Below are 12,345 nucleotides of genomic sequence, written 5' to 3'. Positions count from 1 at the left end.
GGAATATCATGATTGAAGCGATCATTCGTTGGTCCATAAACAACCGATTCATGGTGTTATTGGCTACTTTTATTTTAGTGGGCGCTGGCTTGTATTCGTTAAAGAATACTCCCGTTGATGCCATTCCTGACTTGTCTGATGTGCAAGTTATCATTAAAACCAGCTATCCAGGACAAGCGCCGCAAGTGGTTGAAGATCAAGTTACGTACCCGTTGACCACGGCGATGTTGTCTGTGCCCGGTGCTCAAACAGTGCGCGGTTATTCGTTCTTTGGAGATTCGTATGTCTACGTGATTTTTGATGAAGATACCGATATGTATTGGGCGAGAAGCCGAGTGTTGGAGTATTTAAGTCAGGTTGCGCCATCCTTGCCGAGTAACGCAAGGGCGCAATTGGGGCCAGACGCAACGGGTGTCGGCTGGGTGTATTTATACGCCTTGGTCGATAAAACCGGTCAAAACGACTTGAGTCAATTGCGTTCACTGCAAGACTGGTTCTTGAAGTATGAATTACAAACCGTGCCTGGCGTATCGGAAGTGGCGCCCATTGGCGGCATGGTGAAGCAATATCAGGTAAGTGTGAATCCAGATAAATTGCGCGCGTTAAACATGCCATTGAGTCACATTCAAAATGCCATTAAACGCGGTAATCAGGAAGTCGGCGCGTCGGTCATTGAAATGGCTGAAGCTGAATACATGGTTCGAGCGTCTGGTTATATACAGAGCGTCGAAGATATTGAAATGATTCCGCTTGGCGTCAGTGAAAGTGGCACACCGCTGACGATCAAAGATGTGGCAGACGTTGGTATTGGCCCACAAATGCGTCGAGGGTTAGCGGATCTAAATGGCGAAGGCGAAACCGTCGGCGGCGTGGTGGTGATGCGTTTTGGTGAAAACGCACAGAAAACCATCGAAGGCGTAAAAGCGAAATTGGAAACCTTGAAATCCAGCTTGCCAAAAGGCGTTGAGGTGGTGACTGTTTATGATCGTTCTGGTTTGATTGATCGTGCTGTGGAGAATTTATGGACCAAACTGCTGGAAGAGTTCCTTGTGGTTGCGTTGGTTTGTATGGTGTTTCTTTTTCATGTGCGTTCCTCTTTAGTGGCCATCATCAGTCTGCCTGTCGGTATTTTGACTGCCTTCATCGTCATGCATTTGCAGGGTATTAATGCCAATATCATGTCGCTTGGCGGTATTGCGATTGCCATCGGCGCCATGATTGATGGCGCAATCGTGATGATAGAAAATCTCCATAAGCATATGGAAAAAGTCGAAATGACCAAGGAAAACCGTTGGCAGGTTGTGACCGCCGCGGCTACCGAAGTCGGCCCCGCGTTATTCTTTAGTCTGCTGATTATCACCGTCAGTTTTGTGCCTGTGTTTACCTTGGAATCCCAAGAAGGGCGAATGTTTGGCCCGTTGGCCTATACCAAAACCTATGCAATGGCTGCATCGGCGGCATTAGCCATCACCCTCGTCCCTGTTTTGATGGGGTACTTTGTGAGAGGTAAGGTCTTGCCTGAGCATAAAAACCCTGTTAATCGGGCTTTGATTGCGGTGTATATGCCGGCGTTAAAAGCTGTGTTGAACTTTCCGAAAACGACCATTTTGGTAGCGATTGCTATATTCGCCATTGGTATGTGGCCGTTAAATAAGTTGGGAAGTGAGTTTATTCCTAACTTAGACGAAGGTGATTTGATGTATATGCCAACAGCGTATCCGGGGATCTCCATCGGACAAGCACGTCAGGTATTACAGCAAACCAATAAACTGATTGCGACCTTGCCAGAAGTGAAAACTGTCTTTGGGAAGGTTGGCCGTGCAGAAACCGCGACAGACCCAGCACCTTTGACGATGATCGAAACCTTTATTCAACTCAAGCCTCACTCTGAATGGCGAGACGGCATGACCAGCGACAAGATCAAGCAAGAGCTTGATCAGCTGGTCAAGATCCCTGGCATTACTAACGCTTGGGTAATGCCGATCAAAACACGAATCGACATGCTGGCAACGGGCATCAAAACCCCTGTGGGTATAAAGGTTGCGGGTCCTGATTTGAAAGTGATTCAAGATATTGGTTTGCAGTTAGAGAAAATCTTGAAACCCGTTGAGGGCACAGCATCGGTTTATTCTGAGCGTGTGGCCGGTGGTCGTTACGTCAATATAGACATTAATCGCGCGAAGGCATCGCGTTATGGGCTGAACATTCAAGATGTTCAAGAGCTTATCTCTTCGGCGGTGGGTGGCATGAATGTCACCAACACTATAGAGGGGCTTGAGCGCTATCCCATTAATGTTCGCTATCCACAGGAATATCGTGATTCACCAGAGCAATTAGCCCTTTTGCCAATCGTGACTCCGAATGGTTTACGAATTGCTTTAGGGGATATTGCTGATGTGTATGTGGAAGAAGGTCCGCCAGGATTAAAAAGTGAAAACGCGCGTTTAAACGGTTGGACCTTTGTGGACATTGAAGGTGTAGATATTGGCCGTTATGTCGAAAACGCACAAAAAATCGTAGCAGACCAAGTGCAATTACCAGCAGGTTATTCGTTAAATTGGTCTGGTCAATATGAGTATATGCAACGGGCAAAAGAAAAGCTGACCTATGTAGTGCCGCTTACATTGGCCATCATTATTGTCCTCTTGTATATCAACTTCCGTAATTTCTACGAGGTGGCGATCATTATGGGCACTTTGCCATTTGCTATGGTGGGTAGTATCTGGCTGATGTATTTGTCTGGCTTCAATTTCTCGGTTGCAGTGGGGGTGGGCTTCATTGCTCTGGCTGGCGTGGCAGTGGAAATCGGCGTCATTATGCTGATGTATTTGAATCAAGCTTGGACTGAGACACAAAGTAAATGCGCTGAAAAAGGCGTCTTACCCCGCGCGGACACGCTTTACCATGCGGTGCTTCACGGCGCTGGTATGCGAGTTCGTCCGGTGATGATGACAGCGGTATCCATCATTATAGGCTTGCTGCCAATTTTATATGGTACTGGAACGGGATCGGAGGTGATGAGTCGAATTGCTGCACCTATGGTTGGCGGTATGGTGAGCGCGGTCGTACTGACGTTATTAGTGCTGCCTGCGGTGTATTTTCTATGGAAAAAATCGTCATTGAAACAGACGTCTTAATTTAATCAGTATTAAAAGAGTGTTTTTCGGAACTTTTAGAGATCGTTGATATAAAGAGATCCCCTCTTTGTATCCGTTTAAAAATTTATCAACAACGTAAAAGGTAATAACATGAAAACTATGAAAACTATGAAAACTATGAAAACTATGAAAACTATGAAAACTATGAAAACTATGAAATTGGCATTTTCTACATTGGCTTTGGTGGCCTCCGTTAACGTATTTGCACACGGTATGATGACCATGACATACCCCAAAGACGGTGCCATGCTAATGGCTCAAGCAGAACGAGTAGAGCTAAATTTCCAGAACCCTATGAAAGTTGTAAGTCTCAAGGTAGTAGGATCTAAAGGTAAGCCCGTGTCGGTTCGTTTTGATCGTGATGGCGCAACAACGAAAAATTTTCAAACTATGTTACCAATGTTGGCGCCGGACAGTTATACAGTTCATTGGAAAGCAATGGGCGAAGATGGACACATGATGAAAGGCTCTTATGGTTTTATGCAGCATTAATTTGAACATTTAAACTGTTTAGTTCAACTGGCTAATTAGATTATATCTTTTAGGCTTTTCATTTTATAAAAAAGGGGCTGTATGATGTTAACGAACTGGGAAATCGCGCAATTATTGACACGTTGGTTATTGTATTTTGGTATATCAAGCGTTGTAGGTGGGCTATTTGCATTTTGTTTGTTGCGTCATCAGTCTGCTTTATTGAGTAGTATAAAAAGGTACGTACGAGGAGGTGCGTTGATTGGTTTAGTGGCGACAATAGCTTATTTTTTTATCCTCGTTGGTGGGGCGATGGAAGAGGGTCTATCGCTCATGTTTGACCCTATGATGGTCTCTATCTATTGGGATTCGCCTGCGGGCAGTACCTTAATCGCTAATGTGATTGGTTATTGCTTGGTGATCATAGCGTCATTTACCCTTGGGTCGGATCGTGCCTTCAGTCTGTGGCCATTTTCACGCCTTGCATTAATGGTCGCTTCCTTGGGCATAGCCAGTTTGATTTATTCGTTTTCATTCACGGGTCATGCGACAGAGCAAGCTTGGTATTATCAGATTATATTCTTTACTCATATCTTGATTGCTGCTTGGTGGTTAGGGTTGCTATTCCCTTTGTGGTTGGTTACGCGAAAATCCACGCATCAGGAATCTAATCGAATCTTAGAGCGTTTTGGCGAACTTGCAGCGGTTGCTGTTTTGATTTTGATTATCTGTGGAGCATGGATGAGCTATGTTTTGACAGGATGGCAAGGCTTATTCTCGTCAGACTATGGTTTCTGGTTGTTGGTGAAACTTGCTTTGGTCGTTGTTATTCTGGTGATGGCGGCATACCATAAATTACATCTTGTGCCGTTAATACTGAAACGCGGTAATACATTTCTTATTCAAAAATCTATTTTAATGGAAAAAATGATCGCTTCTTCTATTTTGGTGGTCACGGCGATATTTACGACGTTTGTTGGTCCTCCAATGCATTAATTAGAGGTGTATTTAAAGTGATGTTGTTTGGGGTGAAAGTTGATTGGGGGAAGAATAATGAGACAAAATAAAATCGTTATCATTATATTTGTTTTGCTCGTGTTTGTTAGCCAGACAATGACTTCTGTGGCTGGTCCAATGGCATATCACTCAATGCAACTTACTGCTACTGCTACTTATGGCTCGATGGTCGATCATAAGGCTTCGTTGCACAACGCGTCTGTTGAAACACACACAGATCAGTATGTTCAAATATTGCCGGTCACGAATGCGTTAGATTGTTGCAAAGACAAAAGCTCGTGTCCGATGAGCGTTTGCATGTCGATGGCCGCGATCATTGATCGTCAGTGGATTTATTACGGCTCTCAACTGAGTCAGAGTAGTGCTCATCTAGTTCAACAAGAGCTACCGTTGAATAGCTCTTCTTTATATCGCCCTCCGATACTTTCTTAATCTTTGGATGAATCCGTCGTTTTGTCGGACGCTCCAAGGTCACTAACCGTTATTTTCTATTATTAACCTTTTATCCACTACAGGGATAATGCCTGTATTGGATCTTCTCAAGAACATTGTTGGAGACAATTATGTCTTTTATTCATTACATTATTTGGTTGCACCTGCAAACAGGTGTTGTGGGTTTAATTAGATTAAGGGAGTTCAGTTTATGACAGTATTCAAACCTTCACACGAAGAGCAGAACAAATCATCGAGCGGTACAGTGCTTAGCCGTCGTCAGTTTGTATTTGGTGCTTCTGCCATGCTGGCTTTAACTACCATTCCGTTTTCAAAAAATGCACTAGCAAGTGCCATTGGCCAATCTTTAACTCAGTTATCTGGGAAAGTTTTTGATTTAAGCATTGATTATAAAACCGTTAATTTTACGGGAACGCCTGCTAGAGCAACGGTCATTAATCAACTGTTTCCCGGACCCTTGTTACGCTGGAAAGAAGGTGAAACGGTCACGCTAAGAGTAAAAAACAATCTTGATCATGACAGCTCTTTGCACTGGCATGGGATGATTTTACCGACAGAAATGGATGGCGTTCCTGGCCTTAGTTTTGCGGGCATCAAACCGGGAGAAACATTCGAATATAAATTTCCAGTTAAGCAAAGTGGTACCTATTGGTATCACAGTCATTCAGGTTTTCAAGAACAAACGGGAGTGTATGGCGCGATTGTTATAGACCCTAAAGAAGCAGACCCTGTTGTGTTTGATCGGGAGCATGTCATCATGCTGTCGGACTGGTCGGATGAGGCGCCTGAAACGATATATGCGAATTTAAAGAAGCAATCAGACTATTACAATTACAGTGAAAGAACGATGTCTGATTTGTTTTCTGATATCAAAAAACAAGGGTTGGTGAACACATGGAGAGCACGCTCCATGTGGAATCAGGAACGTATGAGTGACCGAGATATTTCTGATGTCACGGGCGCCACCTATACGTATTTAATGAATGGGAACCCACCGGCACAACCTTGGCAAGCACTCTTTAAACAAGGAGAAAAAGTTCGTCTTCGCTTTATTAATAGCTCTGCGATGACGATATTTGATGTGCGAATTCCAGGTTTAAAAATGACCGTGGTAGCGAGTGATGGACAAAATGTTCAGCCTGTTACCATCGATGAATTTCGAATTGGTGTTGCGGAAACTTACGATGTGATAGTCGAGCCGAAGATGGAGGATGCTTATTGTATTTTCGTTCAGAGCATTGACCGTTCTGGTTATACCGTTGGTAACTTCACGTCAGATGAAATGTTCACGGCCAAAATCCCTGATATGGACCCTATGCCGATCTTAGGGCATGGCGATATGGGCATGAATATGGAGGGCACGGACCACAGTAAAATGGCGATGGGTTCGGACTCTATGTCGGGCATGGAAGGCATGGACCACAGTAAAATGGCGATGGGTTCGGACTCTATGTCGGGCATGGAAGGCATGGACCACAGTAAAATGGCAATGGGTTCAGACTCTATGTCGGGCATGGAAGGCATGGACCACAGCAAAATGGCAATGGGCTCAGGCTCAATGGCTGGCATGGAAGGCATGGATCACAGCAAAATGGCAATGGGTTCAGGCTCAATGGCTGGCATGGAAGGCATGGATCACAGCAAAATGGCAATGGGTTCAGGCTCAATGACTGGCATGGAAGGGATGGATCTCAGTCAGCCAAGTATGGTTATGCCTACTTTAGGTTTAGCAGGTTACGGCAGTGACAATGAGATTAAGCATCTAGATTCAGAAAATGGTCCTCAAGTAGACATGCAATCAGGCATGCCTCAAAGCGGCCTTAACGACCCAGGTATTGGCTTAAGGGATCATCAAGCGAACTATAACCGTAAAGTACTGACCTACGCAGACCTAAAAGGCTTGCATCCTACTCATGATAAACGTCAACCCACTCGAGAAATCCAGCTGCATCTAACGGGCAATATGAATCGTTATATGTGGTCAATTAATGGAATCAATTTTGCTGATTCCGCTCCACTTGAATTGGCGTATAACGAAAGAGTGCGAATTACCTTGGTGAACGACACCATGATGATTCATCCCATGCATCTACATGGTGTATGGAGCGAGTTAGAAACAGGAGACCCTGATTACATTCCACGTAAGCATACTGTGATGGTTCAGCCTGGTTCAAAAATCAGCTATTTAGTCACCGCAGACGCCTTGGGGCAATGGGCATATCACTGCCATTTGCTATATCACATGCCTGGCATGTTTAGAAAAGTGGTCATCAAATAAGGAGAGTAATAAATGAAAAACTTTAATTCACTAGGCTTTACATTAGTGATGGCAACGGCTTCTGTTATGAGCTCTTTGTCTTATGCAGGTGCGGAAGATGACCCTTTATTAAGTTATGTCGCCATCGACCAATTAGAAAAAGGCCTTGAGTCAGACGATCCAATCAGCTTTAGTTTTCAAGCATGGGTTGGTTATGATATGGATAAAATCTGGCTTAAAACGTCAGGTGAATACCAGAATAGTGACGACCAGGACCTAGAAGTACAGGCTCTATACAGTCATGCCGTAGCGCCGTATTGGGATATGCAGATGGGCGTAAGGCGAGATATTAAACCGTCCCCATCTCGTGATTGGCTGGTGCTTGGTTTCCAAGGTTTGGCTCCGTATTTTTTCGACATTGACGGTGCTTTCTTTGTTGGAGAAAAAGGGCAAACCTCCATTCGTTTAAGCATCGAACAGGAATGGTTAATCACTCAAAAACTGATATTAACGCCTGAATTTGAAATGAACGCCTATGGTAAGAGTGATGACGAGTTAAGCATGGGTGCTGGTCTTACTGATATCAATGCAGGCCTTCGACTAAAGTATGAAATAACACGTAAGTTTGCACCTTATATAGGTATAGACTGGAGTAAAAAGCTCGGTGCTACGGCTGATCTTGCTCGTGATAATGGAGATAGCATTAGCAACTCTCAGTTTGTCATTGGCGTAACGGCTTGGTTTTAATTTTTTTACAAGAAGTAAAAGGGATGTCAGTGAGATGAAAGATAAAAGTCTCACTAACATCACCATTAATTTCTACGATATAAAAGAAAGGACAATACCATGATGAGCGAAAGTATGTTTGGTAGCACTATGTGGGTAGGACACTGGATGTGGATGTTAGTGATTGTGATCTTAGTCGTTATACCTGTCTATAGAATATGCAAGCGAGCTGGATATTCTGGCTGGCTGGGACTGCTGATATTGGTCCCAATGGTCAATATGGCTTTGTTATATTTCATTGCTTTTTCTGACTGGCCCGCGAGTAAAAAAGGAGCACAATATGAGTGAGCACACGAATCATCATGAACATAAAAGCCATGGGGTGCATGACCCTGTGTGCAAAATGTCGGTAGATCCTCAAACCGCAAAGTATAGTAGTCAGCATGTAGATAAAACTTGGTATTTCTGTTCTTCCGGCTGTCAGTCGAAGTTCGATAATAATCCAGAGAAGTATCTCAGCGAAGAAAATGAGCAAACAGAGCCGGTTGCGGCCGGAACCATGTTTACCTGTCCTATGCATCCAGAAGTCCGTCAACAAGGCCCCGGTGACTGCCCGATTTGTGGCATGTCGCTGGAACCTGAGGAAGTAAGCCTCGACGACGGCCCTTCCGAAGAACTTGCTTACATGACTCGTCGATTCTGGATTGGTTTAGCCCTTGCCCTTCCGGTTTTTTTGATCGAAATGGGAGGTCATCTTTTTAATATTGACCACATTGTGTCGCCACAAACATCCAACTGGATTCAGTTAGTTTTAGCGACTCCAGTGGTCGTTTGGTGTGGTCTTCCATTCTTTGTACGTGGTTGGAAATCAGTACTCAGTCGCAATCTTAATATGTTCACACTTATTGCCATCGGGACGGGCGTCTCTCTGTTGTACAGTCTTGTCGCGACCTTGGCTCCGCAGATATTTCCTGACGCTTTTCACGCTGACGATGGCTCGGTTGCAGTGTACTTCGAGGCGGCCGCTGTTATTGTTGTACTGGTGTTGTTGGGGCAGGTACTTGAACTCCGAGCTCGAGAAAAAACCTCTGGCGCTATCAAAGCCCTATTAGATCTGGCTCCAGCCACGGCAAGAAAACTGGACGATGACGGTAGTGAGTCTGATGTGTCGCTCGATCAAATAAAGGTTGGTGATCGATTGCGAGTTCGGCCAGGCGATAAGGTGCCTCTAGATGGCGAAGTGCTTGAAGGTAGTTCCAACGTTGATGAATCCATGGTCACTGGTGAACCCTTGGCTATTACTAAGAAAACTGGAGATCAGGTAATTGGTGGTAGCATAAATCAGCAAGGCAGTTTTATTTTACGAGCCGACAAAGTCGGACGAGACACAATGTTATCTCAGATCGTCCAGATGGTCGCCAGTGCGCAGCGAAGTCGTGCGCCTATTCAGGGAATGGCTGACAAAATGGCTGGTTGGTTCGTCCCAGTTGTTCTGCTGGTCTCTATCATTGCATTCGGGGTCTGGTCTATCGTCGGTCCAACGCCGCCCATGGCCTTTGGTCTGATTGCCGCTGTGAGTGTGCTGATTATTGCATGTCCCTGTGCGCTTGGTCTGGCGACGCCTATGTCTATCATGGTCGGTGTCGGTCGTGGTGCTCAGGTTGGTGTCTTGATACGAGATGCCGAGGCGTTAGAGCGGATGGAGAAAGTAGACACAGTGGTAGTGGATAAAACCGGGACTTTAACAGAGGGTAAACCTCAGGTGACAAAGCTGGTCTTGGCAAATGGTTTTAGCGATGAGGACTTGATGCGTTATTCCGGTAGCCTTGAAAAGGGCAGCGAGCACCCTTTGGCACATGCCATTTTGGATAAAGCTAAAACAATGAACCTAACATTACCAGACGCCATAGATTTCGACTCTCCAAACGGCAAAGGCGTTACTGGTGAAGTCGATGGAAAAAGGGTTCTGCTTGGTAATCGATTGTTAATGCAGTCAGAAAATGTTGATACATCCGCCTTTGAGGAAGAAGCCAATCAACTTCGAGAGGACGGTGCAACAGTAATTTTTGCCGCAGTTGATGGAAAGGTTTGTGGTTTGCTGGCGATTGCAGACCCGATCAAGGACACCACTAAAGCGGCAATAGCCGCTCTGCAGAATGAAGGGATTCGTGTGGTGATGCTGACTGGAGATAATCGTACCTCTGCCGAAGCTGTAGCTCGAAAACTCCACATTGATGAAGTGAAGGCAGAAGTATTGCCGGAAGATAAAGGCAATGTTATTCAACAGCTTAAAAATGAGGGTCGTGTTGTTGTTATGGCTGGTGATGGTGTTAATGATGCGCCAGCCTTGGCAACCGCAGATGTAGGTATTGCCATGGGGACAGGAACCGACGTGGCTATCGAAAGTGCGGGTATTACTCTATTACGTGGCGATCTGATGGGCATCGTGGAGGCACGGCGATTATCCCTGGCAACCATGCGTAATATTCGGCAGAACCTGTTCTTTGCATTCATTTATAACATGGCAGGAGTACCGATTGCTGCAGGAGTACTTTATCCGTTTACAGGTATTCTCTTATCGCCTATTTTTGCCGCTGTAGCTATGTCGTTGTCCTCGGTGAGTGTCATACTAAATGCTTTAAGGCTGCGGGCGGTAAAATTATCAGATAGCCAAATTAATAGTAAATAGCTAATTTTGAAAGAGGTGAATATATGAAGGTAATAAATAAAAGCATTGCAACTTCAATCTTAACGTTAGTCAGTGCAAGCGTGTTTGCACAACCTATAATAGATCTCTACAAGTCTCCGACATGTGGTTGTTGTGTTAAATGGGGGGAGCTAATGAAGGCAGAGGGATATACCGTTAATTATCATCACACAGAAGACTGGTCCTCTTTAAAAAAAGATGTGGGTATGCCCATGCAACTACAATCGTGTCACACCGCTGTAATCGACGGTTACTTAATTGAAGGGCATGTGCCAGAACAAGATGTGGCACGTTTAATACTTGAGAAACCTGAAAATGTATCAGGGTTGGCTGTGCCTAGAATGCCAAGGTATTCTCCTGGCATGGCTGAAAAAGGTCAGCAATACAAAGATTTTAATGTGATTCAGTTTAGCCAACAAGGAACGATGACAGTTTATCAACAGTATTGATAAACGAAAATCCAACAGGTTAGTTAGCTAATTTAATAGGGGCTTACTAACCTGCTTTATAGGCGAGTATACAAGACCATTCAGGCTCTGGATGTCTCAGATTTTACTAGATGTTTTTAAACTCGAAAATCCTTATGGCGTTTCTGCCAATGTAATGTGACTTGTTGCGGAACATTTGAATAAGTTCCTCTCATGGGAAAATCGCGTTTTCAGTCTTCGAGTCTCAACCATGTCAGACTAACTCACTTTTGCTGACAGCGGATTCAACAACAATAACCGTAAAACAATACGTAAGGAAATTTTTTCTTTCTCGCATGAATGAGTTGATGTCTTAGTTTCAACTAGAAGTGGTTGTTGAGCCGTTTTATCCCCAAGCTGGCAATGGGATATCCACTGTCTACTATGTTTCGTATTGACTGCATGCAACATTGGTACAGCATGAGTGACCCAACGATGGAAGATGCCTTGCATGAGGTTACTTCTATGCGTTTGTTTGCTCTTGCCAACGTGTCTCGGGTTGATCAGAGGATACGAGCTGCAAGGGGTTAATCCGTTCAAAGATTAATCAATGAGACTAAATTACCGAATTGAGTGACCAGTAAGGGGTAAAACAACTGGGTTGTCTGTTGTGTTTGGTGGTTTGAAGAAAACGAGGGTCGTTGGCTCAACTTGATCGTATGTTTCCTAAGCAGTTTCTTAAAAACCTTATTAATCTCTCTTTGATTGTATGGAATATTGATATTGGCAAGTAGTTTTTTGTTATTTAAAGTCAACCATCCGCTACATAGTAAAAAAATTAATCCCATAAATAACCTATGTCCATATACTATTATCTTCTATTTTACAATTAGCTTTAATGGTAGGTTTATAGTGAATTATACAAAATCCAGGTAATACTGTTTTTCTGCAATTATTTACTATAGAATATATTTATACTGATCAATAAATAAATGTTCTTCTTATGAATTTATGTATGTCTAATGGTTTTAGTGTTACTGCCGAGAGGCGTCTGCGGCGTCTTTCAAGGTAGTTGTCGCCTAAAATAATTAAGCAGCGTCTTTGTGTTGCTCTGGATTTAATTCCACATCACCTATTGGCTGCCAGTTT

9 protein-coding genes and 1 pseudogene are annotated in these 12,345 nt (G+C 44.1%); all 10 read left to right on the top strand.

Features of this window, described 5'->3' with window-relative positions; all coding sequences use genetic code 11:
* Positions 1-8: 8 nt before the first annotated feature.
* A complete protein-coding gene (locus DFP77_RS17135) occupies positions 9-3,137 on the top strand; it encodes an efflux RND transporter permease subunit (protein ID WP_114413441.1) in 3,129 nt (1,042 codons plus the stop codon).
* A gap of 165 nt (positions 3,138-3,302) precedes the next feature.
* A complete protein-coding gene (locus tag DFP77_RS17130) occupies positions 3,303-3,650 on the top strand; it encodes a copper resistance CopC family protein (RefSeq protein WP_114413440.1) in 348 nt (115 codons plus the stop codon).
* A gap of 81 nt (positions 3,651-3,731) precedes the next feature.
* Entirely contained in the window at positions 3,732-4,625 is an 894-nt protein-coding gene (locus tag DFP77_RS17125; protein ID WP_114413439.1) for a CopD family protein, read from the top strand.
* 57 nt (positions 4,626-4,682) lie between these two features.
* Positions 4,683-5,078, top strand: a complete 396-nt coding sequence (locus DFP77_RS17120) for a hypothetical protein (RefSeq protein ID WP_100187604.1) — start codon at positions 4,683-4,685, stop codon at positions 5,076-5,078.
* A 211-nt stretch (positions 5,079-5,289) separates the two neighbouring features.
* The gene (locus tag DFP77_RS17115; RefSeq protein WP_114413438.1) at positions 5,290-7,377 is read left to right on the top strand and encodes a copper resistance system multicopper oxidase; all 2,088 of its coding nucleotides are present in this window, start codon (positions 5,290-5,292) and stop codon (positions 7,375-7,377) included.
* A gap of 12 nt (positions 7,378-7,389) precedes the next feature.
* The gene (locus DFP77_RS17110) at positions 7,390-8,103 is read left to right on the top strand and encodes a copper resistance protein B (protein WP_024024987.1); all 714 of its coding nucleotides are present in this window, start codon (positions 7,390-7,392) and stop codon (positions 8,101-8,103) included.
* Between the two features lie 99 nt (positions 8,104-8,202).
* The gene (locus tag DFP77_RS17105) at positions 8,203-8,430 is read left to right on the top strand and encodes a hypothetical protein (RefSeq protein WP_100187602.1); all 228 of its coding nucleotides are present in this window, start codon (positions 8,203-8,205) and stop codon (positions 8,428-8,430) included.
* Complete coding sequence (locus DFP77_RS17100; protein ID WP_114413437.1) at positions 8,423-10,771, top strand: heavy metal translocating P-type ATPase; 2,349 nt, start codon at positions 8,423-8,425, stop codon at positions 10,769-10,771. Before DFP77_RS17105 ends, DFP77_RS17100 begins: the two co-directional genes overlap by 8 nt.
* A 152-nt stretch (positions 10,772-10,923) precedes the next feature.
* The gene (locus tag DFP77_RS17095) at positions 10,924-11,238 is read left to right on the top strand and encodes a DUF411 domain-containing protein (protein ID WP_205114019.1); all 315 of its coding nucleotides are present in this window, start codon (positions 10,924-10,926) and stop codon (positions 11,236-11,238) included.
* A 286-nt stretch (positions 11,239-11,524) separates the two neighbouring features.
* Positions 11,525-11,736: pseudogene (locus DFP77_RS19490) on the top strand (transposase); the annotation flags it as partial.
* Between the last annotated feature and the right edge of the window lie 609 nt (positions 11,737-12,345).

This window comes from Marinomonas foliarum (assembly GCF_003337275.1).
GTDB classification, from domain to species: Bacteria; Pseudomonadota; Gammaproteobacteria; order Pseudomonadales; family Marinomonadaceae; genus Marinomonas; species Marinomonas foliarum.
The sequence above is the reverse complement of the archived record's forward strand: the minus strand, read 5'-3'. Positions and strand labels throughout refer to the sequence as shown.

What these genes read in the sequence shown, in the direction of transcription:
- DFP77_RS17095 (WP_205114019.1), top strand. Translation starts at nt 10,924, where the DNA reads ATGAAGGCAGAGGGATATACCGTTAATTATCATCACACAGAAGACTGG.
- DFP77_RS17120 (WP_100187604.1), top strand. Translation starts at nt 4,683, where the DNA reads ATGAGACAAAATAAAATCGTTATCATTATATTTGTTTTGCTCGTGTTT.
- DFP77_RS17135 (WP_114413441.1), top strand. Translation starts at nt 9, where the DNA reads ATGATTGAAGCGATCATTCGTTGGTCCATAAACAACCGATTCATGGTG.
- DFP77_RS17110 (WP_024024987.1), top strand. Translation starts at nt 7,390, where the DNA reads ATGAAAAACTTTAATTCACTAGGCTTTACATTAGTGATGGCAACGGCT.
- DFP77_RS17105 (WP_100187602.1), top strand. Translation starts at nt 8,203, where the DNA reads ATGATGAGCGAAAGTATGTTTGGTAGCACTATGTGGGTAGGACACTGG.
- DFP77_RS17130 (WP_114413440.1), top strand. Translation starts at nt 3,303, where the DNA reads ATGAAAACTATGAAATTGGCATTTTCTACATTGGCTTTGGTGGCCTCC.
- DFP77_RS17100 (WP_114413437.1), top strand. Translation starts at nt 8,423, where the DNA reads ATGAGTGAGCACACGAATCATCATGAACATAAAAGCCATGGGGTGCAT.
- DFP77_RS17125 (WP_114413439.1), top strand. Translation starts at nt 3,732, where the DNA reads ATGATGTTAACGAACTGGGAAATCGCGCAATTATTGACACGTTGGTTA.
- DFP77_RS17115 (WP_114413438.1), top strand. Translation starts at nt 5,290, where the DNA reads ATGACAGTATTCAAACCTTCACACGAAGAGCAGAACAAATCATCGAGC.